Origin of the sequence: Delftia sp. CH05 (assembly GCF_009827015.1) — a bacterium.
In the GTDB taxonomy this organism is placed as follows: Bacteria; Pseudomonadota; Gammaproteobacteria; order Burkholderiales; family Burkholderiaceae_C; genus Comamonas; species Comamonas tsuruhatensis.
The window spans coordinates 110,306-136,273 of record NZ_WUMG01000012.1 but is presented as its reverse complement, the minus strand read 5'-3'; the positions used below and the strand labels follow the sequence as shown (position 1 = coordinate 136,273).

Here is a 25,968-nt window from a genome sequence, read left to right as displayed (position 1 = left end):
TGTCACTCCACTGCAATGCCCTTGTCGCGGATCAGCTGGCCCCAGCGCGTGTAGTCCTGCTGGATGCGCTGGCCCAGCTGGGCGGGGTTCTGGTAGGCGGCGATGGCGCCTGCGTTGAGCAGCTTTTCCTGGATGTCCTTGTCGGCCAGGATCTGCTGCACTTCGCTGGCAATGCGGTCGACCACGGCCTTGGGGCTACCCTTGGGCGCCAGCAGGCCGCCCCAGGAGACGGCGTCATAGCCCTTGATGCCCTGCTCGGCAATGGTCTTGGTGTCGGGCAGCATGGCCACGCGCTGGGGCGAGCCCACGGCGATGGCGCGCAGCTTGCCGGCCTGGATGTGGGGCAGCGCGGCCACAAGGTCGGCATACATGATGGGCACCTGGCCGCCGATGGTGTCGGTGATGGCGGGCACGCCGCCCTTGTAGGGCACGTGCTGCATGTCGAAGCCGGCCATCTGCTTGAGCAGCTCCATGCTCAGGTGGCCGAAGCTGCCTGCGCCCGAGCTGGTGTAGTTGAGCGCGACTTTCTGCGCCTTGGCGTGGGCGATCAGGCTCTTGAGGTCGGTGACGTCGGGCAGCAGCGTGGGGTTGACCACGATGACGATGGGCAGGTCATAGACCGTGGCCACGGGCGTGAAGTCCTTGACGGTGTCGTAGCCGGCCTTCTTGTACAGGTGCGGCGCCAGCAGCGTGGGCGTGGCCAGCATCATCAGCGTGTAGCCGTCGGCCGGGCTCTTGGTGACCTGCACGGCCGCGATGGAGCCCGAAGCGCCAGGGCGGTTTTCCACCACCACGGTCTGCTTGAGGCGCTCGCCCAGCTTCTGGCCCACGATGCGCGATGCCGTGTCGGTGGGGCCGCCCGCCGGGAAGGGCACGACCAGCCGCAGCATCTTGCTGGGCCAGCCGGTCTCGGCCAGGGCGCCGCCGGCCATGCCGGCCAGCAGCGGGGCTGCGGCCAGGGCCAGAACGCTGCGCCGCGTGGGGCGTGCCGGGGATGCGGGATTGCGCGTGTACATGAAGTCTCCTCTCAAAGCTGTCTCAGCAGTCGTCGGTGGCGGCCCGCTGCCGCGGGCCGGAAAAATCAATCAAGCTTCGCGCCGGCTTCCTCCACCAGCGCCTTCCAGATCGGCATGTCGCGCTGGTAGTTCTCGCGGAAGGCCTGCGGGCTGTTCATCAGCGGCATGAAGCCTGCGCCCACGGTGCGCTCCAGCACCTTGGGGTCCTTGGCGATTTCGCGCAGGTGGCCGTAGAGCTGGTCCACGATCTCCTTGGGCACGCCGGCCGGCGCGCCCATGGCCACCCAGCCGTAGATGGCGTAGGCGTCGTCGGTGACGCCCTGTTCATGGATGGTGGGCAGCTTGGGCAGGATTTCCATGCGCTCCTTGCCGGTGACGCCGATGGCCTTGAGCTTGCCCGAGTCGATGAAGGGCTTGGTGTTGAGCGCGCTGGAAAAGCACATCTGCAGCTGGCCGCCGATCAGCTCCTGGATCATGGGCGCCTCGCCCTTGTAGGCGGCGTGGGTCATGTCGGCGTCCATGGTCTTGCTCATGTAGGCACCGGCCAGGTGAGCATACGAGCCCACGCCCCAGGAGCCGTACGAGAGCTTGCCCTTGTTGGCCTTCACGTAGGCCAGCAGTTCCTTCATGTTGTTGGCCGGCACCGAGGGATGGACCACCAGGGTGACGGGCGCCGCCGCGATCTGGGTGACCAGGGCGATGTCCTTTTGCGGGTTGTAGGGCAGCTTGGTGTAGAGGAACTGGTTGATCAGCATGGAGGTGCTGAGCGAGACCAGCAGGGTGTGGCCGTCGGCGGGCGCCTTGACCACGGCGTCCGTGCCCAGGATGCCGGCCGCGCCCGCGCGGTTGTCGATGACCACGGGCTGGCCCACGCGCTTGGCCAGGGCCTCGCCGATGGTGCGCGCAATGATGTCGGTGGCGCCGCCCGCGTTGAAGGGCACGACCACGCGGATGGGCTTGGTGGGCCAAGCTGCCGGCTTGCCGGCCTGTGCGAGGGCGCTGGTGGCGCCCGTGGCCAGCAGGCTGGTGCCGCCGATGGCGGCCAGCCCTTGAAGAATGTCGCGGCGTGTGACTTGGTTGCTCATGGTTTTGTCTCCTGGGTATTGCTGTCTATGGGTGCCGTCTTGGTGCGGCATGCAAACCTGGCGGGTCGGGAGCCGGGCATCAATGGCCCCCGTGGAATCAGTCGCGTGATCGGTCCTCTTATCCCTGTTGCGCGGGGGTCTCGGGCAGGGTCAGCACGCCCTTGGACTGCAGCTGCTGCAGCTGCTCGTCGCTCATGCTCAGCAGCCGGTGCAGCACCTCGCGCGTGCCCTCGCCCAGCGTGGGCGGTGCATGGCGGATGGGCAGGCGCTGGCCGTCCAGGCGGTAGGGCGGCGCGAACACGGGCGTGGTGCCGACCACGGGGTGGGGCATGTCACGCAGCAGGCCGCCACGGCGCGTGCGCTCGCTGGTCAGGGCCTCGTGCAGGCCGGCCACGCGGCCGCAGGGGATGCCGGCGGCCGTCAGGCGCTCCAGCAGCAGATCGCGCGGGAAGGAGCGGATCAGCTCCTTGAGCATGGGGCCCAGCTCCAGGCGGTTCTTGGCGCGGTTGACGTTGGTGGAGAAACGCTCGTCCTCGACGATGTCGGGGCGCATCACCACCTGGCGGCAGAACTTGTCGAACTGGGCGTTGTTGCCCACGGCGATGATCAGCGGGCCGTCGGCCGCCTCATACATGCCGTAGGGAACGATGGAGGGGTGGGCATTGCCGTAGCGCTCGGGGTCGTGGCCCAGCTGCATGGCGTCCAGGCCGTAGTAGCCGGTGATCATGATGCCGCTGTCGTACAGCGCCATCTCGATGAGGCGGCCCTTGCCCGTGCGCTCGCGGCGGAACAGCGCGGCCAGGATGGCCTGGGCCGCGTACATGCCGGTCATGAGGTCGACCACGGCCACGCCGAACTTGAGCGGCGGCGTGCCGGCCTCGCCGTTGAGCGCCATGAGGCCGGCCTCGCCCTGGATGACCAGGTCGTAGCCGGGGCGCTTGGCCTCGGGGCCGCTGCTGTCATAGCCGGCCACGGCGCAGTAGATGATGCCGGGCTTGATGGCCTTGAGCTGTTCGTAGCCCAGGCCCAGCTTCTCGGCGCCGCCGGTCTTGAAGTTGTGGATGACCACGTCGAACTGGGGCAGCAGGTCGTGGACGATCTTCACGCCCTCGGGGGTCTGCAGGTCCAGCGTGATGGACCGCTTGTTGCGGTTCATGCTGTTGTAGTAGGTGGTCTCGGTCTTGCCGATGCGCAGGCCCCAGTCGCGCGTGTCGTCGCCGCGGCCCGGGTGCTCGACCTTGACCACTTCGGCTCCGAAGTCGGCCAGCACCATGCCGCACAGCGGCCCCGCGAACACGCGCGAGAGGTCGAGCACGCGCACACCCTCCAGCGGGAAGTCGATGTCCTGGTTCTGATCGTTGTGGCTGTCGGCCATGTGCGTTGTCTCCTTGGAAAGTCTTTTAGGTCTTGAACGGTTTCAGCCGCGCAGCTTGGTGAAGTCGGCGCTGCGCTTTTCGAGGAAGGCGCCAATGCCTTCGCGCGATTCCTCGCTCTCCTGCGAGCGCACCATGTACTGCGCCTCCAGCTCCAGCTGCTCTTCCAGCGTGTTGCGCGGCGCCTGGCGGCACAGGTCCTTGATCAGGGCCATGGCCTGGTCGGGGCCGGTGGCCACCTGGGCGGCCAGCGCCACGGCGTCGGCCTGGGCCTGGCCCGGTTCGGACAGGCGGTTGACGGGACCCAGGGCATGCAGGCGCTCGCCGCTGATGCGCTCGCCGGTCAGGCACAGCTCGGTCAGCACCTGGCGCGAGACGAACTCGGCCAGGAAGGCGGTGGCGCCGCCATCGGGCGTGAGGCCGACCTTGACGTAGGCGACCGAGAACACGGCGTTCTTCGCCGCCACCAGCATGTCGCAGGCCAGGGCCAGCGACAGGCCCGCGCCGGCCGCCGCGCCTTCGACCGCGGCGATCACAGGCTTGGGAAAGTCGCGCACGCTGCGGATCAGGTCATGCAGGCCTTCGAGCTTGGCGCGTCGCTCCTGCACAGGCAGCTCGCGGCGCTTGGCCAGCTGGCGCAGGTCGCCGCCCGCGCAGAAGTGGCCGCCCTCGCCCGTGAGCACCACGGCGCCCACGGTGGGGTCGGTCGCCGCGCTCTTGAGCGCCGCCGAGACGGCCGCGTAGAACTCGGGCGACAGCGCATTGCGCGCGGCCACGTTGTTGTTGGACAGCACCAGCACGGCGCCTTCGCGGCGGGTCAGCAGGACTTGGTTCGCTTCGGTCATGGCGGCTTTCCTTGGCTCAGTGTTGCGAGCCGAGTGCGATGTAACGCGACAGGTGGTGGTCCTCGTCGCCGAACTGGTGGTCGATCATGACCAGGCGCTTGGCGTAGTGGGCCAGGGGCAGCTCCCAGGTCATGCCGATGCCGCCATGCATCTGGATGCTTTCCTCGGCCACCAGGGTGCCGATGCGGCCGATACTGTACTTGGCGGCCGACAGGGCCTTCTCGCGCGCCACGCGGTCTTCGTCCGCAATGGCGGCGGCCGCGTTGATCACGGCCGAGCGCGCCTGCTCCACTTCCAGCAGCAGGTCGGCCATGCGGTGCTGCAGGGCCTGGAAGCTGCCGATGGGCACGCCGAACTGCTTGCGCGTGCGCAGGTACTCCAGCGTCTGGTCCTTGGCCACGTCCATGGCGCCCACGGCCTCGGCGGTCAGCGCCAGCACGGCGTAGCCGCTGATGCGTTCCAGCAGGGACAGGCCCTGGCCTTCTTCGCCCAGCAGGGCGTCTGCGCCGACCTGCACCTTGTCCAGCACCAGCTCGGCCGCGCGGCCGCCCTCGATGCGGTTGTAGCCGCGCTTTTGGATGCCTGCGGCATTGCCGGGGACCAGGAACAGGCTGATGCCGGCCTCGTCGTACTGGCTGCCCGAGGTGCGGGCCGAGACCAGCAGCAGGTCGGCCTTCTCGCCGAAGGCGACCACGCCCTTGGCACCGTTCAGCACCCAGCCGTCGCCGCTGCGCACGGCCGTGGTGGCGACGTTGTTGAGCTCGTAGTGGCTGCCGGGCTCGTCATGGGCCAGGGCCGCAATGGACGTGCCGCCGATGATGGCTGCCAGCTGTTCCTTTTGCGCATCGCTGCCGGCCGCGATCAGGGCCTGGCCCACGACCAGGGCGCCCAGCAGCGGCTCGGCCACCAGGCCGCGGCCCAGGCATTCGAAGACCACGCTGATGTCGAAGCCCTGGCCGCCGAAGCCGCCGGCGTCCTCGGGGAACAGCGCGCCGATGGCGCCGATGTCCGCGAACTGCCCGTACAGCAGCGGGCTGTGGCCTTCCTCGCCATAGGCGACGTGGTTGCGCGCCTCGATGGCGTACTGCTCGGAGACGAAGCGGTTGAGGCTGTCCGCCAGCATGCGGCGGTCTTCGGTGTGTTCGAAGTTCATGTTCCGTTTTCCTTGCCGGATCAGAGGCCGAGGATCATCTTGGAGATGATGTTCTTCTGGATTTCGTTGGAGCCGCCGAAGATCGACAGCTTGCGGTAGTTGAAGTACGCGGCGGCGGCCGTGGCGGCAGCCGCGTCGCCGATGGCGGGCTGGTCGTAGCCGGCCTGCAGGGCCTCTTCGATGAAGGGCGCGGCGTAGGGTCCCATGGCGCGGCGCACCAGGGACAGGATTTCCTGGCGGATCTCGGTGCCGCGGATCTTGAGCATGGAGCTTTCGGCGCCCGGCACGCCGCCGCCGGCCACGGCGGCGATCACGCGCAGGTTGGTGGTCTTCATGTTCTCCAGGTCGATCTCGACCTTGGCCAGGCGGGCCGCGAACAGCGGGTCCTGCGTCAGCGGCTTGCCGTTGCGCAGCATGCGGCCGGCGACGGCCTTGAGCTTTTCCAGGCCGGCCACCGAGAAGCCCACGCCCGCGATGTTGGTGCGCTCGTAGGTCAGCAGGTACTTGGCGTAGGTCCAGCCCTTGTTCTCTTCGCCGACCAGGTTCTCCACGGGCACCCTGACGTCGGTGAAGAAGACTTCGTTGACCTCGTGCTCGCCGTCCAGCGTGATGATGGGGCGCACCTCCACGCCGGGCGAGTTCATGTCCACCAGCAGGAAGCTGATGCCCTGCTGCGCCTTGGCCTCGCGGTTGGTGCGCACCAGGCAGAAGATCATGTTGGCGTGCTGGCCCAGCGTGGTCCAGGTCTTCTGGCCGTTGACGATGTAGTGATCGCCATCGCGCACGGCCGACGTCTTGACCGAGGCCAGGTCCGAACCCGAACCCGGCTCCGAATAGCCCTGGCACCACCAGTCGGCGCCATTGAGGATGCGCGGCAGCCAGTGGGCCTTCTGCGCCTCGTTGCCGTACTTGATCAGGACGGGGCCCAGCATGCTCAGCCCGAAGGGCACGATGCGCGGCGTGCCTGCCAGCGCGCATTCATGCTCGAAGATGAATTTCTGCACCGCGCTCCAGCCCGGGCCGCCGTGCTGCTCGGGCCAGTGGTTGGCCAGCCAGCCGCGCTCGTTGAGGATGGCGTGCCAGCGCTCCATGTCCTGCTTGCTCAGCTGCAGGCCGTTCTTGACCTTGTGCGACAGGTCCTCGGGCAGCTTGTCCTTGAGGAAGCCGCGAACCTCGTCGCGGAAGGCCAGTTCTTCAGTCGTAAATTGCAAATCCATTGCTATTCCCCAGTAATCCGTGGCGTTGTAAGCCGTTTGCAGCCCTGAAATTGGCGTGCCCTAAGCGAGGGACGCCGAGCAAGGGCCGCCCCGCAGCAAGGGCGTCGTTCCCCTCCCGCGAAGCGAGAGAGGGGGAAGCGGCGCCAGCCGCTCAGGGGGTGCTTATTCAATAAATTTCGAACAGGCCTGCGGCGCCCATGCCACCTGCGATGCACATGGTGACCACGCCCCACTTGACTGACGCGTCCCGGGCCTTGCGGCGCCGGCCTTCCAGCAGGATGTGGCCCGCCAGGCGCGCACCCGTCATGCCGAAGGGGTGGCCGATGGAGATGGCGCCGCCGTTGACGTTCAGGCGCTCGTTGGGAATGCCCAGCTTGCGCTGGCAGTACAGGGCCTGGGAGGCAAAGGCCTCGTTGAGTTCCCACAGGTCGATGTCCTCGACCTTGAGGCCGTGGCGCGCCAGCAGCTTGGGGACCGCGAAGACGGGGCCGATGCCCATTTCGTCAGGCTCGCAGCCGGCCACGGCAAAGCCGCGGAAGGCGCCCAGCGGGGACAGGCCCAGGCGCTCGGCCTGCCTGGCCTCCATCAGCACGCAGGCCGACGATCCATCGGACAGCTGCGAGGCATTGCCGGCCGTGATGAACTGGTCCGGGCCCTTGACGGGTTCCAGCTTGGCCAGGCCTTCCAACGTGGTGGAGGCGCGGTTGCAGTTGTCCTTGGTGGCGACCACGTCGCGGTAGGTGATCTCGCCCGTGTCCTTGTTCTTCTCGGCCATGCGCGTGGCGCAGGCAATGATTTCGTCCTTGAACAGGTCGGCGGCCTGGGCGGCGGCCGTGCGCTGCTGGCTTTGCAGCGAGAAGGCGTCCTGGTCCTCGCGGCTGATGCCGTAGCGGCGCGCCACGATGTCGGCCGTGTCGATCATGGCCATGTACAGCGCGGGCTTGTGCTCGACCAGCCAGGGGTCCATGTCGGTGGGCAGGTTGTTGCCGGGGCGGATGCCCGAGATGGTCTCGATGCCGCCGGCCAGCATGGCGTCCACGCCCTCGGCCACGATGCGGCCCGCCGCGATGGCGATGGACTGCAGGCCCGAGGCGCAAAAGCGCGTGATGGTCGTGCCCGCGATGGACAGGGGCAGCTCGGCGCGCAGCACGGTCTGGCGGCCCAGGTTGCGGCCCTGGAAGCCGTCGGGGTTGCCGCAGCCCAGGATCAGGTCCTCGATCATGGCCGGGTCGATGCCCGAGCGCTCGACCGCGGCCTTGACCGAGAAGGCCGCCAGCTGGGCGGCGGGCGTGACGTTGAACTCGCCGCGGTGCGACTTGGTCAGGGGCGTGCGGGCAGTGGAAACGATGACGGCTTCGCGCATGGTCGGTCCTTGCTTGTCTCTTGGGAATTTCTATTACTTGTTGCCGGCGCGGCTCAGTCGGGGACACCGAGGAAGGGCCTACGCCGGCCGCGCCACCCCACACCGAGGGTGTCGTCCCCCTCCCGCGTAGCGAGAGAGGGGGAAGCCGCGCAGCGGCTCAGGGGGTGATCAGTTACGCTGCCTTGTTCAGGCTTTCGAAATCGCGGCCTTCGGCGACCAGCTTTTCGAGCAGGGGAGCGGGCTTCCAGAACAGCGCGTCTTCCTTGGCGAATTCGCGGATGTCGGCCAGCACCTTGTCCAGACCTTGCATGTCGGCCCACTTCATGGGGCCGCCACGAAAGCGCGGGAAGCCGTAGCCGGACAGGAAGGTCACGTCCACATCCAGCGGGCGCAGGGCAATGCCCTCCTCCACCACCTTGGCACCTTCGTTGACCATGGCGGCCATGTAGCGGCGCATGATTTCCTCAGGGGTGAATTGGCGCGGCGTCACGCCCTTCTTGGCGCGCTCGGCATCGACGATGGCCAGCACTTCGGGGTCGGGCTGGCCGACGCGCGCGCCCTGCGGGTAGAGGTAGAAGCCACGGCCCGTCTTCTGGCCGAACCAGCCGCGCTCGCAGACGCGGTCGGCCACTTCGACGTAGCGGGCCTTGGGATTGCGCGTGGCAGCGCGCCGCTTGCGCGTGGCCCAGCCGATGTCGCCGCCGGCCAGGTCGGTGACCTGGAACGGGCCCATCGGGTAGCCGAAGCCGCGCACGGCCTCGTCGATCTCGTAGGGGCTGGCGCCGTCTTCCATGATGTAGTCGGCAGCCTGCTTGTAGACGGCCAGGATGCGGTTGCCGATGAAGCCGTCGCAGACGCCGGCGCGCACGGGCACCTTCTTCATGCGCTTGGCCAGCTCGAAGGCCGTGGTCACCACGTCGGGCGCCACCTTGGCGGGCACCACGATCTCCAGCAGCTTCATGATGTTGGCGGGGCTGAAGAAGTGCAGGCCGATCACGTCCTGCGGGCGCGAGGTGGCGGCGGCAATGGCGTCGATGTCCAGGTAGGAGGTGTTGGTGGCCAGCACGGCGCCGGGCTTGCAGACGCGGTCCAGTTCCTTGAACACGGCCTTCTTGACCTCGAGGTCCTCGAACACGGCCTCGATCACCAGGTCCACATCCTTGATGTCGTCATAGGAGGTGCTGGGGGTGTAGCGCGCCATGACGGCGGCCTTGGCCTCCTCGGTCATGCGGCCCTTGGCGATCAGGCCGTTGTAGACCTTCTCCACATTGGCCTGGCCGCGCGCGATGGACTCGGCGTCGCGCTCGATCATGGTCACCGTGAGGCCCGCGTCCAGCGCGGACACCGTGATGCCGGCGCCCATGGTGCCGCCGCCGATGACGGCGATCTTGGCAAAGTGGCGCGGCGCAGCGGCCTTGGCTTCGGGAATCTTGGCGGTTTCGCGCTCGGCGAAGAAGGCGTGGATCAGGCCGGCGCGCTGCGGGCTGTTCAGGCATTCCACGAACAGGGCACGCTCCTTGGCGATGCCTTCGTCGAAGGGCAGCTCCACGGCGGCGCGCACGCATTCCACGATCTTCAGCGGCGAGAACAGGCCGCGGCTCTTCTTGGCGGTGTCGGCGGCCAGTGCGTCGAGTTCGGCCAGGGCAGCAGCCTTGTCGGCGATTTCAATGTCACGCGTGCGGCGCGGCGCGGTATTGGTTGCCAGCAGTTCGTTGGTGTATGCCAGGCCTGCGGCCGTGGCATCCGTGCCGTCCACCAGCTTGTCCACCAGGCCGGCGGCCAGCGCGGCCTTGGCCGACAGGTGCTTGCCGCTGAGCATGAGGTCGGCGGCCGCCTTCACGCCCATCAGGCGCGGTGCGCGCTGCGTGCCGCCAGCGCCGGGCAGCAGGCCCAGGTTGACTTCGGGCAGGCCGAGCTTGGCAGCCGGCAAAGCCAGGCGGTAGTGGGCCGACATGGCCACTTCCAGGCCGCCGCCCAGGGCCGGGCCATGGATGGCGGCGACCACGATCTTGTCGGAGGCTTCGAGACGATTGAGCACCTCGGGCAGCGAGGGCGGCATGGCGGGCTTGCCGAATTCGCGGATGTCTGCTCCGGCGATAAAGGCCTTGCCCTCACCCACGATGAGCACGGCCTTGACGGCGGCATCCGATTCGGCCTTCTCCACGGCGGCCAGCAGGCCGGCGCGCACGGCCTGGCCCAGGGCATTCACGGGGGGGTTGTTGATGCTGACCACCAGCACGGCGCCGTCAAGGCGGGTCTGGACCACGGAAGCCTGGGCTTGTTCGCTCATCTGCATGTCTCCGAACTTGGGTTTTCCACTCAAAACATCCATTCTTGCCACGACAATGGTTCTTTACAATCCCATGAATGATTGACAGACTGTAAAAACGTATTTGACAGTGTTGAACACCCCCTGAGGCGCTTGCGCGCCTTCCCCCTCTCTGCTTGCTTCGCAAGGGAGGGGGACGACAGCCTCGGTGCGGGGCGGCGCGGCCGGCGTAGGCCCTTCCTCGCTGCCCCTGGCTTTGGAGCGCGCCAGTTTCATAGGCTGTGGGCGAAGCAAAGTATCTGGACATTCCTATGGATCTGAACTCGCTGACCCTGCTGGTGGAAATCATCGATAGCGGCAATCTGAGCCAGGCGGCGCGCAAGCTGAAGATGACGCGGGCCAATGTGAGCTATCACCTGACGCAGCTCGAAAAATCGGTGGGGGTGCAGCTGGTGCGGCGCACCACGCGGCGCGTGGAGCCTACCGAGGTGGGGCTGCGGATGTACGAGCATGGCCGCGCGATCCAGAACGAGATGATGTCGGCGCGCGAGACGATCACGTCGCTGGGCCAGGGGATGGCAGGGCGCGTGGGGCTGAGCGTGCCCAGCGGCTATGGACAGATCGTGATGAGCGACTGGCTGATCGAGTTCAAGCGGCTGTATCCGGCCATCGTGCTGGATGTGCTGTTCGAGAACCGGGCCGACCATTTGCGCGACGAGGTGGACATCGCCATCCGCGTGATCCAGGAGCCGCCGCTGTCGGTGATTGCGCGCAGCCTGGGCAATGTGCACTACGTGGCCTGCGCCTCACGCGAGTATGCGCAGCAGCACGGCCTGCCCGCCACGCTGTACGAGCTGCGCAACAGCCCGCTGATCACGGCCGGCGTGATGGGCCGCCAGCTGCGCCTGTCGGCCTACCAGGGAACGGACCGCCAGGAGGTGCTGCTGGCGCCGACCATGATCTCCGAGCACTTCCCCTTCCTGCGCCAGGGCATTCTGGCGGGCCTGGGCGTGGGCCTGGTGCCCGACTACGTGGTGCAGGACAAGGTGGCCAGCGGCGAGGTGGTGCTGACCCTGCAGGAGTACCGCCTGAGCATCTTCGGCACCCACATGTACCTGCTGTACCTGCCCGACCGCCACCAGACGCGGGCCGTGCGCACCTGCATCGACTTCCTGCTGGCCAAGGCCGGCCAGGGTGGCAGCGGCAGCGCCGACGCCGCCGCCACCTGACTCAGCGGCGATACCAGCCGCCGGGACGCTGGTACCAGCCGCGCGGCCCATGGTCCCAGCGGTGCGGGCGCCAGGCATAGCCGGGATGCGGCGGCGCCGCCCAATAACCAGGACGCCAGGCATAACGGCCGCCACCCCAGCCCCAGGAGCCGCCGATCCAGACATGGACCGGCGAGGGAGCGACCGGAATGACCTCGGTCTGCACCGGCGGCGGCGCCATGGGCGCATAGACCACCTCGCCCGAAGGACCTACGGGATAGGCAGGCGCCACCACGCAGCCGGTCAATGCCACCGCGGCGGCAGCCAGGACCAGGGCCGGAACCAGGCGACGGCCCGGCGTTTGAATGAATACAGGCTTCACGATGCACTCCTGGCCGCGCTTAGTACGGCCATGCAGATACAACGAAAAAGCCCCTGCCGGTTGTTGACAGGGGCTTGTGAAGCCTGGGTAAAGATCCGCCGCCAAAGGTAGCGGCGGGATCGGTCACTCAGAGGTTCTGCGCGTTTTGCAGCGCGGCAATGCGCTCTTCGATCGGCGGGTGGGTCGAGAACAGCTTGCCGATGCCACCGGCAATGCCCATGGCGGCCACGCTCTTGGGCAGCTCGCCGGGGTGCATGCCGCCCAGGCGGGCCAGGGCGTTCATCATGGGCTGCTTGCGGCCCATGAGCTGGGCGGCGCCCGCGTCGGCGCGGAATTCGCGCTGGCGCGAGAACCAGGCCACGATGATGGCGGCCAGGAAGCCCAGCACGATGTCCAGCACGATGGTGGTCACGTAGTAGCCGATGCCGGGGCCCGAGCTGCTTTCGTCGTTCTTGCGCAGGAAGCTGTCCACGGCATAGCCGATGACGCGCGACAGGAAGACCACGAAGGTGTTCATCACGCCCTGGATCAGGGTCATGGTCACCATGTCGCCATTGGCGATGTGGGCGACCTCGTGGCCGATCACGGCCTCCACCTCTTCGCGCGTCATGCCTTCCAGCAGGCCCGTGGACACGGCCACCAGGGCCGAGTTCTTGAAGGCGCCGGTGGCGAAGGCATTGGGCTCGCCCTCGTAGATGCCGACTTCGGGCATGCCGATGCCGGCACGGTCGGCGAAGCCGCGCACGGTGTTGACGATCCAGGCCTCATCGGCGTTGCGCGGCTCGTTGATCACGTGCACGCCCGAGCTCCACTTGGCCAGCGGCTTGGAGATCAGCAGCGAGATGATGGCGCCGCCAAAGCCCATGATGAAGGCGAAGCCCAGCAGGGCCCCGAGGTTCAGGCCATTGGAGGTCAGGAAGCGGTTGACGCCCAGCAGGCTGGCGACGATGCCCAGCACCACCACGACGGCGACGTTGGTCAATAGAAAAAGTGCGATGCGTTTCATCAGTGGGTTCTCCACAAAGTGGGGAAAGGGGGAAGGATCTGGGCCCTGCAGCGTTGAAAAGTGAGGGCCGCACCGGCTGTTTTCAAGCCGGGTCCTGCGCCGTTGTCATTCCTTGTTGTGATGCTTGTACGGAACGGGGCGCCCGGAACACGAGAGAGTCATCATAGAAGGAAAAGTTCTCGTTTTCGCGCCACCAGCCGGGCACGCCCAGCACCGGCAAGGGCGCAAAAGGCTTGGCCGCCAGCGTGTCCGGCTCCAGCCAGGCGCTGGCGGCCAGCCAGGCGTCGATATCCGCTGCGCCAGAAGCCGGCGTGGCGCCTGCACCATCCGTGTGCACGCACAGCACATGGGCCGTGATGGGCTTGCGCGGCTGCACCAGCTTTTCCAGCAGCGCATGGCCTATGGGCAGCAGCCTTGCCTGGCGCCATAGTGCGCGCTGCTCCACGAAGAGCTGGTGCCAGCGCCGGTGGCGCAGCGCCTCGCACAGCGCGGCCGGCGCCAGCAGCAGGGCGCCGTTCTCGTCCAGCACGGTGACGGCATCGCGCAGCGGCCCGCGCTGCGCGCCCACGCCCGCCTGGGCAATGGCGCCGGCCTGCAGGGCATTGCAGCGCTGCTTGAGCGCAGGCCAGCGCAGCCAGATCAGGCCGTTGAAGAAGTCATGCAGGTTGTCGCGCGTGGGGATGCAGCGCGTCTCGAAGATGAATTGCTCGTAGGCCATGCCTTCGGGCAGATCGTGCTGGGGCACAAAGCGCCAGGGCAGCGCCTGTGCGTCGGCCAGTGACTGCAAGGCCTGCCAGACCGGCCGGCCCTGCGCCACCTGCAGGCAGGCCGCCCTGCCCTGCGTTTGCAGCCCCTGCAGCCAGGGCGCATTCCAGTCGATGGGAAACGTCAATTGCCGGACGGCCTGGACTGAGCCTTGGCCATGCGCTTGTCGCGCACGGCCACGCGCGAGGTGCCTTCGTCGCGCATCTCGAAGGCCTGCGTGGCCGCCAGCAGCTTGGTGAGCGTGGCATAGCCGTAGTTGCGCGCATCGAACGAGGCCTTGTTGCCGATCTGCGCGCCCACGGCGCCCACATGGGCCCAGCCGCTTTCGTCCTGCGTGGCGTTGACGGCGCTGCGCAGCATGTTCAGCAGGCGCGTGTCCTGGCGCAGCTCCTGCGAAGGAACGCGCAGGCAGGGGCGCTGCGGCTCGTGAGCGGACAAGGAGGCAGGTGCCTGCTCGGCCTGGGCCGGCGCGCGTTCCTTGCCGGCACCGTTGGGCGGCTGGGGCGCGGCGGCGGCCGATGCAGCCACGGGCGGCACCGCCGCCTGGCCTGCCTCATGCGCGGCGTCCTGCCCATTGCCGTTGGCTGGCGCCGCCTCGCCCAGCGCTTCCAGGTACAGGAAGCGCGAGCAGGCATTGACGAAGGGTTGGGGTGTCTGCGCCATGCCGAAGCCGTAGACGGCCGCGCCCTTGGAGCGCAGGTGCATCACCAGCGGGGTGAAGTCGGCGTCGGAGGAGACGATGCCGAAGGCGTCGGGCCGCTCGGTGTAGAGCAGCTCCATGGCGTCCACGGTCATCGCCATGTCGGTGGCGTTCTTGTGCTTGGAGTAGTCGAACTGCTGCATGGGCCGCAGTGCGAAATCGAGCAGCTTGCGCTGCCAGCCGCTGAGCGAATGCTTGGTCCAGTTGCCGTAGGCGCGGCGGATGTCGATGACGCCGAAGGTCGACAGCTCGGTCAGGATCTCGTCGATCATCTCGGCCGGCGCGTTGTCGGCGTCGATCAGCAGGGCGATGCGCGGTTGCGGCTCAGGCATGGCAATCCTCTGGCGGGTGGCAGTCCCGCCAGCTTAAACCAGCTTCCAGGGCAGGGCTTCGCCGGAGCGCAGCGGCTTCAGTTGCGCCTCGCCGAAGGCGAAGCTGTCCGGCGGCGTCCAGCTTTCGCGCACCAGGGTGATCTTGCCGGTGTTGCGCGGCAGGCTGTAGAAGTCCGGGCCGTTGAAGCTGGCGAAGGCTTCGAGCTTGTCCAGCGCGCCGGCATTGTCGAAGGCCTCGGCATACATCTCGATGGCGGCATGGGCGCTGTAGCAGCCCGCGCAGCCCGTGGCGTGTTCCTTGAGATGGGCCGCGTGCGGCGCGCTGTCCGTGCCCAGGAAGAACTTGGGCAGGCCGCTGGTGGCCGCCTCCACCAGTGCCAGGCGGTGCGTCTCGCGCTTGAGCACGGGCAGGCAGTAGTAGTGGGGACGGATGCCGCCCGTAAAGATGGCATTGCGGTTGAACAGCAGATGCTGGGGCGTGATGGTGGCGCCCACGAAGCGGTCGGCCTCGGTCACGTACTGGGCGGCTTCGCGCGTGGTGATGTGCTCGAAGACGATCTTGAGTTCGGGGAAGTCGCGGCGCAGCGGGATCAGGTGCTGGTCGATGAATGCGGCCTCGCGGTCGAACAGGTCGATGTCGCTGCTGGTGACTTCGCCGTGCACCAGCAGCAGCAGGCCTTCGCGCTGCATGGCTTGCAGCGTGGGGTAGATCTTGCGCAGGTCGGTGACGCCGTGGTCGCTGTTGGTGGTGGCGCCAGCCGGGTAGAGCTTGCAGGCCACGACGCCGGCCGCCTTGGCGCGCACGATTTCCTCGGGCGGCAGGTTGTCGGTGAGGTACAGCGTCATCAGCGGCTCGAAGGCCATGCCCTCGGGCACGGCCGAGAGGATGCGCTGCTTGTACTCCAGCGCCTGCTCGGCAGTGGTCACCGGCGGCTTGAGGTTGGGCATGATGATGGCGCGCGCAAACTGCGCGGCCGTATGCGGCACCACGCTGCGCATGGCTTCGCCATCGCGCACGTGCAGGTGCCAGTCATCGGGACGGGTGATCGTGAGGGAGTCGGTGGAGGCGGTCATGGTGCGCTATTGTCCCATTGCCGGGCCGGCTGCGGCCGCGCGCCCCAGGCCGGCAAGATCGACCAGCGTCAGCCGCCCATAGGCGGCCTGCAGCAGGCCGCGCTGCTCCAGCAGGCGCAGCTCCTTGTTGATGGTCTGGCGCGAGACCGACAGCATGGCGGCCAGATCGCTCTGCGAGATGCGCAGCACCACGCCCTGCCCGTCGGGCGCGGGCTGGCCATGCGTGGGGGCCAGCCGCGCCAGCAGCTCGGCCACGCGGTTGTCGATGTTGCTGAAGGCGTGGCGCTGCTGGACGACGATCAGCTCGTGCATGCGTGCCAGCACCAGCAGGCAGATGTCCTTCCACAGCAGCGGATGGGCATCGAGCAGGGCCAGGAAAGACTCGCCGGGGATCTCCACCAGCACGGTGGGCTGGTGCGCGTGGTAGTCGTAGACGAATTGCGTGTGCTCCAGCAGCCGCGCCAGGCCGACGATGTCGCCCGCGCTGTGCATGGACAGCACGAAGCGCGAGCCCGTGGCGTCCACGCCGCCCACTTCCACGCAGCCCGAAGCCACCACCAGCACCTCGCGCCGCTTGGGGTCGGCGGCGCGCACCTGCTGGTGGCGCTCGTAGCGGCCCAGGCGGGACAGCGCCGTCAGCTCATCGAGCACCTCGGGCGGCCAGTTGCGCAGCATGCGGCACAGGCCCAGGGCGCGGCGGATCAGCGCCGAAGGGTCGGCCACGGGAGCAGGCTTGGAGCGCATGGTTCTCTCACGATGTCGAAGGCCCCGGGTTAGTCCGGTGCCCATGTACCGCCATTTGTCAATGGCTTGACAGAGTGCATCCCCTGTCGCTCGGGATAGTAGCAAGCAAGCCACCGGGCAAAGCATCCGGGGCGCTACCAAGGAGACAAGTTCGTGAAGCACAAGCATTGGCTGGCCGCCGGCGGCATGGCGGCCCTGGGCACGTCCGCGTGGGCCCAGGGCAGCGTGGAGATGTTCGGCATCGTCGACGTCCACATCAACAGCGCAAGGTCGGGCGCCACGCGCCTGAGCCGGCTGGAGGACGGGGGCAGCGCGGCATCGCGCATCGGCTTTCGCGGCAGCGAGGACCTGGGCGGCGGCCTGCGTGCCCAGTTCATGCTGGAGGCCGGCGTGGCGCCGGACACGGGCCTGGGCACCATTCCCGGCCCGGGCCTGGCCTTCACGCGCCAGGCCTGGGTGGGGCTGAACAGCGGCTGGGGCGCCGTGGAGATGGGCCGCATGTACACGCCCATGTTCGGCGCGCTGTTCCGGGCCGATCCGCTGGGCATGAACGCGCTGTTTTCCTCGCTGAACCTGGTGTCGGCCACCGATGCCCAGGCCGGCCTGCGGCCGTTTGCGGCGCGGGCCAACAACCTGGTGCGCTACCGCACGCCGGCAGGCCAGCCCTGGCTGGCGGACCTGGCCTATTCCTTCGGCGAAGCGGCTTCGCCGAACAGCAGCAACGGCCGCCTCTACGGCGCCACGCTGGGCTGGAACCAGAAGCCCTGGTTCCTGGCCTACAGCTTCCAGAAGTCCGTGGAAGGCAGCGCCGCCGCACCCGTGGCCGCGCCCGCCACCAGCCAGTACCAGGCGTTGTCGGCCAGCTGGGAAGCCCTGAATGGGCTGCGCCTGACGGGCAACTACGTCATCAACCGCGTGGACCGTGCAGGCACACCCAAGGCGAAGCTGGCCCAGCTGGGCGCCGATTGGAGCGTGGATGCGCGCTCCAAGCTGCTGGTCTCGGTGGCGCGGCGCGAGGTGGGCGGCACGGACCGCGCCCAGAACACCTGGACGCTGGGCTACGACTACGCGCTGAGCAAGCGCACCGTGCTCTACGCACGCTGGCTGCAGCTGGGCAACGCGGCCAATGCATCGGCCGCCATTGCCAACGTGCCGGTGGCCGCCCACAGCGGCGACGGCGTGCGGTCCCTGGCGCTGGGTGTGCGCCACAACTTCTGAGGGACACCCATGACCGACAGCCATTGCTTTGACACCTCCCGGCTCGACGCGCTGTTCGCGCCGCGCTCCATCGCCGTGGTCGGCGCCTCGGACCAGGCCAGCAAGATCGGCGGCATTCCGCTGGACTACCTGCTGCGCTTCGGCTACGGCGGCGCGCTGTATGCGGTGAACCCGCGCGCCAGCCGCGTGCAGGGTCTGCCCGCGCACGAGCGGCTGGCCGCCATCGGCGCGCCGGTGGACCTGGCCATCGTCGCGGTGCCGCAGTCGCAGGTGGCCGGCGTGCTGGAGGATGCGGCCGCCGCGCGCGTGCAGTCCATGGTGCTGTTTTCCTCGGGCTATGCCGAGACCGGCTCCGACGGCACGGCCGCCCAGCAGGCGCTGGCGCGGCGCGCGCAGGAGGCGGGCATACGCCTCATCGGCCCGAACTGCCTGGGCTTCATGCGCCCCGGCCACCAGGTCTACGCCACGTTCTCGCCCGCGCCGGGCGGCGGCCTGGTGCGGCCCGGGCGCATCGGCATGGTCAGCCAGTCGGGCGCCTTCGGGGCCTATGCCTACAGCCTGGCGCGCGAGCGCGGGCTGGGCCTGTCGCTGTGGGCCACCACGGGCAACGAGGCCGATGTGCAGCTGGCCGATGGCCTGGCCTGGCTGGCCCAGGACCCCGAGACCGACGTGATCATGGCCTACATGGAGGGCTGCCGCGACGGCCCCCGGCTGCGCGCGGCCCTGGCCCTGGCGCAGGAGCGCGGCAAGCCCGTGGTCATGTGCAAGGTGGGCACCAGCGCCCTGGGCGCGGCCGCCGCCGCATCGCACACGGCCTCGCTGGCGGGCAACGATGCCGTCTATGACGCGGTGTTCCGCCGCTACGGCGTGCTGCGCGCGCATTCCATCACGGACTTCTTCGCGCTGGCGGCCAGTGCCTCCATCGCGCGGGCCCCCAACGGGCGGTCCATCGGACTGTTCACGGTCTCGGGCGGCGTGGGCGCCATGATGGCCGACGACGCCAGCGCAGCCGGCCTGGACGTGGCACCGCTGTCCGATGCGGCCCAGCGCCAGCTGCGCGAATGGGTGCCGTTTGCCGCGCCGCGCAACCCCGTGGACATCACGGGCCAGGTCACCAACGACATGACGCTGCTGGAGCGCAGCGCCCGCCTGATGCTGGCCGACCGACAGTTCGACAGCTGGCTGGGCTTCTTCGCGGCAGGCGGCCTGTCCGACGCCTTCTGGCCCGTGCTGCAAAGCCTGGTGCAGACGCTGCGCACCCACCATCCCGATACCCTGCTGGCCGTCAGCACGCTGTGCCCGCCCGAGCGCCGCGATGCGCTGGAGGCGCTGGGCTGCCTGGTGTTCGCCGACCCGGGCGCAGCCATACGCTGCATTGGCGCGCTGGCCCGCCTGCATGAAACACCGCAGGCGCTGCCCGCGATGGCCGATGCAGGCAGCGCACTGCACCTGCCGGCGGGCACGCTGTCGGAGCAGCGCAGCATGGCCCTGCTGGCCGAGGCCGGCGTGCCCGTGGTGCCGCACCGGCTGGTGCGCACGGCGGCCGAGGCAGCGCAGGCCGTGCAGGCCGCGCAGGAGATGGGCGGACGCATTGCCCTCAAGGTCTGCAGCGATGCCATCGCCCACAAGTCCGACGTGGGCGGCGTGGCACTGAACCTGGCGGATGCGGCCGGCGCCCAGGCCGCCTTCGACCGCATCCTGGCCAATGCGCGCCAGGCCCGGCCCGAGGCGCGCATCGACGGCGCGCTGGCCGCCCCCATGGTGCAGGGCGGCGTGGAGTGCATCGCCGGCGTGCACCGCGACCCGGTGTTCGGCCCAGTGCTGATGTTCGGGCTGGGCGGCATCCATGCCGAGATCCTGCGCGATGTCTCGCTGCGTCTGCTGCCCATCACGCGCGACGACGCGCTGGCCATGGTGCGCGAGCTGCGGGCCTTTGCCGTGCTGGACGGCGCGCGCGGCCGCCCCCGCGTGGACCTGGACAGCATTGCCGACACGCTGTGCGCCCTGGCCGGCTTTGCGCAGCGCGCAGGCGCCACGCTGGAAAGCGCCGAGATCAACCCCCTGATCGCCCGCCCGCGCGAGGACGGCGGCTGCGTGGCCGTCGATGCGCTGGTCATCGGCAGGGAGGCTGCATGAAAGCCAATGCCCATTCCATCTCCCACTCGGAGGCCACCATGAACACACCCCTGCTGCGCACCGCCGCGCTGACCTGCCTTGCCCTGGCCTGCAGCGCCGCGCTAGCCCAGGACGGCTATCCCGCCCGGCCCGTGCGCATCGTCGTGCAATACCAGGCCGGCGGCTCCACCGACACCGTGGCGCGCATCCTGGCCGAGGGCCTGGCCAAGCGCCTGGGCCAGCCCGTGGTGGTGGACAACCGCAGCGGCGCGGGCGGCATCATCGGCACCGAGCATGTGGCCAAGAGCGCGCCCGACGGCCACACCCTGCTGCTGACCGTGCCCGGGCCCATCACGGCCAACCTAGTGCTCTACAAGAAGCTGCCCTACGACCCGCGCACCGAGCTGCGCATGGTCTCGGACGTGGTCTCGCCCTCCATGGTGATGGCCGTCAACCCGGCCGTGCCGGCCAAGGACTTCAAGGGCCTGGTCGAGGCCGTGCGCCAGTCGCCGGGCAAGTACGCCATGGGTTCCTGGGGGGCGGGCACGCAGCCGCACCAGGTCCAGGTCTTCATGGACAAGGCCTACGGCCTGCAGTCGCTGCACGTGGCCTACAAGGGCGAGGGGCCCATGTCCATCGACCTGATCAGCGGCGTGATCCAGATGACGCTGGGCTCGGCCGCCACGCTCAAGCCCTTCATCGACGCCGGCAAGCTGCGCGCCCTGGCCGTGGCCGGACCGCGCCGCAGCAAGGCCCTGCCCGATGTGCCCACCTTTGCCGAGCAGGGCTACCGCGAGCCCGTGTATGCCATCACGGGATCGATCTCGCTGATGGCGCCCGCGCGCACGCCCGACGCCATCGTCGAACGCCTGGGCCGCGAGGTCGCCGCCGTGATGCGCGAGCCCCAGGTGCGCCAGCGTGTCGAGGCGCTGGGCCTGGAGGCCCAGGGCAACAGCCCGGCCGAGGCCAGCGCCGCCTACGCCGCCTTCTTGCCCGTGGCGCTGGACCTGGCGCGCTCCACGGGCGTGACCCTCGACTGACCCCCCTCCTGCCCTGAAGAAAACAATGGACATGAACCCGACCCCTCCCACCCTGCCCGAAGTCCGCCGCGCCCTGGCGCGCTCCATCGGCCTGACTGCCTTTGTCTACGGCTATCCGCTGATAGAGACCTACCGCACCTGCCGCCTGCAGACCGATGCCGGCGCCGCACGTGCTACCGGTTTGGGCCTGGACATGCGCGGCGACTTCGACACGCTGCACCACAGCCAGCGCCCCTCCACCCATGAGGACCGCGACGTGGTCACGCCCGCCAACGACCTGCTGTACTCGCTGGCCTGGATCCACCTGGCCGACGGCCCGCGCCTGCTGACCGTGCCCTCCAGCGCCGCGCATCCGGGCCGCTATTTCGTGCTGGCCCTGTACGACGCCTATACCGAGAATTTCGAGAACCTGGGCCCGCGCAACTGCGCGCCCGAAGGCGAGACCGTGGTCCTGGTCGGGCCGGGCGGCCAGGTGCCGGAACACCTGGCCGGCCACCGTCTGGTGCACTGCCCCAGCAACCTGGTCTGGCTGATCGGCCGCACCGTGGTGGGCGATGCGCCCGACTGGCCTGCAGCCCGCGCACTGCAGGCCGACATCCGGCTGGAGCCCGCGCCGGGCGTGCCGAAAGGAGGCCGCCCGGCCGCCGTCACGAACTGGGTCGGCCCGCCCGTGGACGCCATGGCGGCCGCCTTCGAGAACCAGGAGCCTGCGGCCGAGGTTGCGCCGCGCTTTTTCACCAACCTCTGCCATGCACTGGCCGAGGCGCCCGGACGCAAGGAGGACCAGGGGCTGCTGGCCTGGTTCGGCCAGGCCGGCCTGGTGGCCAGCGCCCACATGGCGTGGGAGCAGCTGGAGGAGCCCGTGCGCGAAGGCCTGACCGAGGGCTTTGCCGACGGCGTGTGCACCGTGGCCGCCATGGGGCGCAACCGCCGCCCCCGGCCCTGGACCATGACGCCGTCCACCGGCCGCTACGGCAGCGAGTACCTGGGCCGCGCACGCACCGCCTACCTGGGCCTGGGCGCGCTGGCCACCAGCGAGGCCATCTACGCCGCCGCCCACCACGACGCAGGCCTGCAGCCGCTGGACGGCAGCCAGCGCTATGTGCTGCGCTTCAATGCCGCCGACATGCCGCCGGCCGACGCCTTCTGGTCGGTCACCCTGTACGACGCCGACCGCTTTCTCTACGGCAACGAGATCGGCCGCCACTCCATCGGCGACCGCACGCCGGGACTGCTGCGCGAGGCCGACGGCAGCCTGCAGATCGACCTGGGCCATGCCCGGCCGGCACAGGGCGCCGCCAACTGGCTGCCCACGCCGCACGGGCGCTTCTACCTCATCCTGCGCATGTACCACCCGCAGGCAGGCGCGCACCAATGGCCTGTTCCGCCCCTGCAGCCCGTGGCCGCATGAGACACGCCATGGACCTGAGCACCCTGGCCGAGGAGGCCGTCATCCACACCTGCCCGCTGTACGAGATGCGCCGCATGCGTGCGGCCACCTCGCCCCGGCGCAATGCGGCCGGCGAGGCTGCGCCCGCACCGCTGCGCTGGTGCAACCAGTTCGTGCATGCGCGCCAGCTGCTGCGCGCCGGCACCAGCCGCGTGGTCACGCCCAACAACGACACGCTCTACACCAACGCCTGGCTGGACCTGGGCGCCGGGCCGCTGGTGATCGACGTGCCCGACACGGCGGGCCGCTACTACGTGCTGGGCCTGCTGGACTTCTTCACCAACCCCTTCGCCCACCTGGGCCAGCGCCTGACGGGCACGGCTGCGCGCTCCTTCCTGGTCACGCCGCCGGGCTGGCAGGGGGCGCTGCCGCCACCGTTCGATGCGCCCGGCGCACACATTGCCGCGCCCACGCCCTGGCTGTGGGTGATAGGCCGCATCCTGGTCGATGGCGAGCATGACCTGCCCGCCGTGCACGCGCTGCAGGACGGCTTTGCGGTGCGCCCGCTGGCCGACTGGCAGGCGGGCACGCCCTCGCAGGCCCGTGCCTTCGACCCGGACTGCGATCCCCAGGCCGCACCCAACGCCGTGCCCAACGCTGCGTACTACGCCGCCCAGGTCAATGCCGCGCTGCGCGACAACCCGCCACCAGAGGAACACACCGCACGGGTCGCGCGCTTTGCTGCCGTGGGCCTGGGCGCCGGGCTGGGCGCACCCGATGCGCAACAGCAAGCCGCACTGCAGCGCGCCCTGGACAGCGTGCTGCCCCGGCTGCGCGCGGCCAGCACGGGCCGGCGCCTGGACTCGGGCTGGGAACTCCCCGCCCTGGTCGAAGGCAGTTTTGGCGACGACTTCCAGGCCCGCGCCGAAATTGCGCTCAAGTACATCGGCATGCTGGAAAGCCGCGAGGCCATCTACCCGCTGGCCTGGCATGACGCCCAGGGCCGGCCCCTGCATGGCAGCCGCCGCTACCGGCTGCGCTTTACCCCAGGCGCGCTGCCGCCCGTGCAGGCCTTCTGGTCCCTGACCCTCTACGGCGCCCACGACTGCATGCTGGTGGACAACCCCATCGACCGCCATGCCATCGGCGACCGCACGCCGGGCCTGCGCCCCGACGCTGATGGCGATGGCGATGGCGATGGCGGGTTGACTATCCACATCAGCCACGCGCCGCCGGCCAGCGAAGACCACCGCGCCAACTGGCTGCCCGCGCCGCGCGAAGGCTTTTACCTGTGCCTGCGCGCCTACATGCCACGGCCCGAACTGCTGGACGGCCGCTACGCCCTGCCCCCCATCGAACCAGACCCGGAGACCCCATGAACGCCAGAGACGACGACAAGCCCTTCTTGCTGGTGGGCACCGGCAGCGAAACCGTGGCGCCGGGCCTGCACATACTGCGCGGCCAGGGCCAGTCCTTCGTGGCCGAGACCGACGCGGGCCTGGTGGTGATCGACGCCGGCCCCGGCGGCAAGGTCAGCCAGGACATGATCGCCAGCCTGCGCCAGCTCAGCGACGCGCCCGTGCATGCGCTGTGCTACAGCCACGGCCACATCGGCTACAACGCGGGCGTGCCCGCATGGCTGGAGCATGCGGCCGCGCGCGGAGAGCCTGTGCCGCGCCTGATCGCGCACCGCAACCTGCCGCGCCGCCAGGCACGCTACCGCGAGACCCGGGCGCTGCAGCACCGCATGGCCGAGATCCAGTTCAACCGCAGCGCGGGCTTTTTCGAGCACCGGCTGGACATGCACGAGCCCACCGAAACCTTCGACACGCGGCTGGAGATAGGCAGCGGGGACAGCCGCATCGAGCTGTTCTGGGCGCCGTCCGAGACCGACGACGCCATCGCGCTGTGGAGCCCCGGCCAGCGCGTGCTGTACGGCGGCGCGGCGCTGCTGGACTCCATCCCCAACATCGGCACGCCCTTTCGCACGCTGCGCGACACCGTGCGCTGGGCCGACACGCTGCAGGCCATGGCCGCGCTGCGCCCGCTCAAGGCCGTGCGCGAGTTCGGTCCCGTGATCGAGGGCGAGCAGGCCGTGCAGCAGGTGCTGCTGCACACCGCACAGGCGCTGCGCTGGCTGCGCGCCGAAGTCGTGCGCCTGATGAACGAGGGCCTGAACGAGCAGCAGGTGCTCGCGGCCATGGACTATCCGCAGGAGCTGTTCGGCGTGGAGTGGATGAAGCCCACCTATGGTGACCCCAGCTACATCGTGCGCGACATCTACCGTTCGGAAAACGGCTGGTGGGACCGCAACCCGACCACGCTGCACCCGGCCCCGCCCGAGGCTGCGGGCGCCGCCATTGCCGATGCCATCACCGACAAGCCCGGCCTGGTGGCCAGCGCCCAGGCGCTGGCGGACGCGGGCCAGTGGCAGCTGGCCCTGCATGTGATCGACGTGCTGGCCACCGCGGCCGGCGACGCGCCCGAGATCGGCCAGGCCCGCAGCCTCAAGGCCGCCTGGCTGCGCGAGCGTGCGCGCGAGGTGGACAGCTATGTCTCGCGCAACCTCTACCGCGTGGGGGCCGACATGATCGAGCAGGGCCGGCAGGCGCGCCTGGGGCTGCGCTGACGGGGCCGCGCACAGGCAAGGCGACTCAAGGCGACACAAGGAGACAAGTGCATGAAGACGATGAAGAAGCACGGCATGGCCCTGGCACTGCTGCTGGCCATGGCCTGCACGGGCCACGCCCAGCCGGCGCAGGATGCCGGCAACTACCCCGCCCGCCCCGTCACGCTGATCGTGCCTACGGCCGCCGCCGGCGGCACGGACACCATCGCGCGGGTGTTTGCCGAAGGCCTGACCAGGCTGCTCAGGCAGCCCTTCGTGGTGGACAACCGGCCCGGCGCCAACGGCCTGGTCGGCGTGGAGCAGGCCGCGCGCGGCGCGCCGGACGGCTACCGGCTGCTGTTCACCTACACGGCGTCCATGGCCGTGAACCCCAGCCTCTACCGCAAGGTTCCGTATGACCCGATCAAGGACTTTGCGCCCATTGCGCAGATCGGCCGCGCCGGCAATCTGCTGCTGGTCTCGCGCGATCTGCCCGTGCATTCGCTCAAGGAGTTCGTGGAGCATGTGCGCGCCCGGCCCGGCCAGCTCAGCTACTGTTCCTGGGGCCAGGGCTCGGGCGGGCACCTGACCATGGAATTCCTGCTCAAGCAGGCCGGCCTGCAGATGCAGCATGTGCCCTACAAGGGCAGCAGCCCCTGTGTGCAGGGCCTGCTGGGCGGGCAGGTGCAAGCGGCGTTTGCAGACACCTCTTCCACCGTGGAGCTGGTGCGTGCGGGCCGCGTGCGCGCCATTGCGCACAGCGGCGACAAGCGCATTCCCAGCCAGCCGGACCTGCCCAGCCTGACCGAGGCGGGCTACCCGTTCCACAACTATTCCTGGTACGGCGTCTTCGCGCCCGCCAAAACGCCGCAGCCCATCGTGGACAAGCTCAACGCCGCCATCAACCAGTTGCTGCAGGACCCGGCCACGGCCAAAAAGCTGGGCGAGCTCAACCTGACCGACCTGCCCCGGACCACGCCCGCGCAATTCGCCGACACGCTGCGCCAGGACCTGGCGGACTGGGGGCGGCTGGTGCGCGAGGTGGGTGTGCAGTTGGACTAGCAG

General features: G+C 69.2%; 22 protein-coding genes. 8 read left to right on the top strand and 14 right to left on the bottom strand.

Going from position 1 to position 25,968, the window contains the following annotated elements; translation table 11 throughout:
• Nucleotides 1-2: 2 nt before the first annotated feature.
• From GRX31_RS12625 to GRX31_RS12590, 8 genes are all read right to left on the bottom strand, one after another.
• Complete coding sequence (locus tag GRX31_RS12625) at nucleotides 3-1,016, bottom strand: Bug family tripartite tricarboxylate transporter substrate binding protein (protein WP_160852968.1); 1,014 nt, start codon at nucleotides 1,014-1,016, stop codon at nucleotides 3-5.
• Between the two features lie 65 nt (nucleotides 1,017-1,081).
• Complete coding sequence (locus tag GRX31_RS12620) at nucleotides 1,082-2,101, bottom strand: Bug family tripartite tricarboxylate transporter substrate binding protein (protein WP_013804145.1); 1,020 nt, start codon at nucleotides 2,099-2,101, stop codon at nucleotides 1,082-1,084.
• Nucleotides 2,102-2,219: 118 nt separating this feature from the next.
• Nucleotides 2,220-3,476, bottom strand: a complete 1,257-nt coding sequence (locus GRX31_RS12615; protein WP_043789948.1) for a CaiB/BaiF CoA transferase family protein — start codon at nucleotides 3,474-3,476, stop codon at nucleotides 2,220-2,222.
• Nucleotides 3,477-3,518: 42 nt separating this feature from the next.
• Nucleotides 3,519-4,319 (bottom strand): oxepin-CoA hydrolase, alternative type, encoded by an 801-nt coding sequence (locus GRX31_RS12610; protein ID WP_047326166.1) that lies wholly within the window; start codon nucleotides 4,317-4,319, stop codon nucleotides 3,519-3,521.
• A gap of 16 nt (nucleotides 4,320-4,335) precedes the next feature.
• Nucleotides 4,336-5,472, bottom strand: coding sequence for an acyl-CoA dehydrogenase family protein (locus GRX31_RS12605; RefSeq protein WP_012203326.1), 1,137 nt, complete (start codon nucleotides 5,470-5,472; stop codon nucleotides 4,336-4,338).
• Nucleotides 5,473-5,492: 20 nt separating this feature from the next.
• Nucleotides 5,493-6,689, bottom strand: coding sequence for an acyl-CoA dehydrogenase family protein (locus tag GRX31_RS12600; protein WP_013804149.1), 1,197 nt, complete (start codon nucleotides 6,687-6,689; stop codon nucleotides 5,493-5,495).
• 166 nt (nucleotides 6,690-6,855) lie between these two features.
• Nucleotides 6,856-8,052: an acetyl-CoA C-acyltransferase gene (locus tag GRX31_RS12595; RefSeq protein WP_012203324.1), complete on the bottom strand. Its 1,197-nt coding sequence runs from the start codon at nucleotides 8,050-8,052 to the stop codon at nucleotides 6,856-6,858.
• Between the two features lie 172 nt (nucleotides 8,053-8,224).
• The gene (locus GRX31_RS12590; protein WP_160852966.1) at nucleotides 8,225-10,342 is read right to left on the bottom strand and encodes a 3-hydroxyacyl-CoA dehydrogenase NAD-binding domain-containing protein; all 2,118 of its coding nucleotides are present in this window, start codon (nucleotides 10,340-10,342) and stop codon (nucleotides 8,225-8,227) included.
• 290 nt (nucleotides 10,343-10,632) lie between these two features.
• Between GRX31_RS12590 and GRX31_RS12585 the strand changes: the two genes are divergently transcribed.
• A complete protein-coding gene (locus GRX31_RS12585; RefSeq protein ID WP_160852964.1) occupies nucleotides 10,633-11,550 on the top strand; it encodes a LysR family transcriptional regulator in 918 nt (305 codons plus the stop codon).
• A gap of 1 nt (nucleotide 11,551) precedes the next feature.
• Here GRX31_RS12585 and GRX31_RS12580 read toward each other — a convergent pair whose 3' ends face one another.
• The 6 genes from GRX31_RS12580 to GRX31_RS12555 all read right to left on the bottom strand — a co-directional run bounded on the left by GRX31_RS12580 (nucleotide 11,552) and on the right by GRX31_RS12555 (nucleotide 16,532).
• Nucleotides 11,552-11,911 (bottom strand): YXWGXW repeat-containing protein, encoded by a 360-nt coding sequence (locus GRX31_RS12580; RefSeq protein ID WP_026062496.1) that lies wholly within the window; start codon nucleotides 11,909-11,911, stop codon nucleotides 11,552-11,554.
• Between the two features lie 127 nt (nucleotides 11,912-12,038).
• Complete coding sequence (gene htpX / locus GRX31_RS12575; protein ID WP_013804154.1) at nucleotides 12,039-12,917, bottom strand: protease HtpX; 879 nt, start codon at nucleotides 12,915-12,917, stop codon at nucleotides 12,039-12,041.
• Nucleotides 12,918-12,999: 82 nt separating this feature from the next.
• The gene (locus GRX31_RS12570) at nucleotides 13,000-13,809 is read right to left on the bottom strand and encodes a DUF3025 domain-containing protein (RefSeq protein ID WP_126311326.1); all 810 of its coding nucleotides are present in this window, start codon (nucleotides 13,807-13,809) and stop codon (nucleotides 13,000-13,002) included.
• Nucleotides 13,806-14,714 carry an NYN domain-containing protein gene (locus tag GRX31_RS12565; RefSeq protein WP_160852962.1) on the bottom strand — a complete coding sequence of 303 codons (909 nt, stop codon included), beginning with the start codon at nucleotides 14,712-14,714 and terminating at the stop codon, nucleotides 13,806-13,808. Before GRX31_RS12565 ends, GRX31_RS12570 begins: the two co-directional genes overlap by 4 nt.
• A 33-nt stretch (nucleotides 14,715-14,747) precedes the next feature.
• Nucleotides 14,748-15,788 (bottom strand): dihydroorotase, encoded by a 1,041-nt coding sequence (pyrC, locus tag GRX31_RS12560; RefSeq protein ID WP_160852960.1) that lies wholly within the window; start codon nucleotides 15,786-15,788, stop codon nucleotides 14,748-14,750.
• Between the two features lie 6 nt (nucleotides 15,789-15,794).
• Complete coding sequence (locus GRX31_RS12555) at nucleotides 15,795-16,532, bottom strand: Crp/Fnr family transcriptional regulator (protein WP_016451782.1); 738 nt, start codon at nucleotides 16,530-16,532, stop codon at nucleotides 15,795-15,797.
• A gap of 153 nt (nucleotides 16,533-16,685) precedes the next feature.
• Between GRX31_RS12555 and GRX31_RS12550 the strand changes: the two genes are divergently transcribed.
• Genes GRX31_RS12550 through GRX31_RS12520 form a run of 7 tightly spaced genes read left to right on the top strand, consistent with a single transcriptional unit; the run spans nucleotide 16,686 to nucleotide 25,965 of the window.
• Nucleotides 16,686-17,750 carry a porin gene (locus GRX31_RS12550; protein WP_016450289.1) on the top strand — a complete coding sequence of 355 codons (1,065 nt, stop codon included), beginning with the start codon at nucleotides 16,686-16,688 and terminating at the stop codon, nucleotides 17,748-17,750.
• A gap of 9 nt (nucleotides 17,751-17,759) precedes the next feature.
• Nucleotides 17,760-19,886, top strand: coding sequence for an acetate--CoA ligase family protein (locus GRX31_RS12545; RefSeq protein WP_160852958.1), 2,127 nt, complete (start codon nucleotides 17,760-17,762; stop codon nucleotides 19,884-19,886).
• Nucleotides 19,883-20,905: a Bug family tripartite tricarboxylate transporter substrate binding protein gene (locus tag GRX31_RS12540; RefSeq protein ID WP_160852956.1), complete on the top strand. Its 1,023-nt coding sequence runs from the start codon at nucleotides 19,883-19,885 to the stop codon at nucleotides 20,903-20,905. The genes GRX31_RS12545 and GRX31_RS12540 overlap by 4 nt, the downstream gene beginning before the upstream one ends.
• Before the next feature lie 25 nt (nucleotides 20,906-20,930).
• The gene (locus tag GRX31_RS12535; RefSeq protein WP_160852954.1) at nucleotides 20,931-22,316 is read left to right on the top strand and encodes a DUF1254 domain-containing protein; all 1,386 of its coding nucleotides are present in this window, start codon (nucleotides 20,931-20,933) and stop codon (nucleotides 22,314-22,316) included.
• Between the two features lie 8 nt (nucleotides 22,317-22,324).
• Entirely contained in the window at nucleotides 22,325-23,674 is a 1,350-nt protein-coding gene (locus tag GRX31_RS12530; RefSeq protein WP_160852952.1) for a DUF1254 domain-containing protein, read from the top strand.
• A complete protein-coding gene (locus GRX31_RS12525; protein ID WP_016450284.1) occupies nucleotides 23,671-24,924 on the top strand; it encodes an alkyl sulfatase dimerization domain-containing protein in 1,254 nt (417 codons plus the stop codon). The genes GRX31_RS12530 and GRX31_RS12525 overlap by 4 nt, the downstream gene beginning before the upstream one ends.
• Before the next feature lie 51 nt (nucleotides 24,925-24,975).
• Nucleotides 24,976-25,965: a Bug family tripartite tricarboxylate transporter substrate binding protein gene (locus tag GRX31_RS12520; RefSeq protein ID WP_016451789.1), complete on the top strand. Its 990-nt coding sequence runs from the start codon at nucleotides 24,976-24,978 to the stop codon at nucleotides 25,963-25,965.
• The last annotated feature ends 3 nt before the right edge of the window (nucleotides 25,966-25,968 follow it).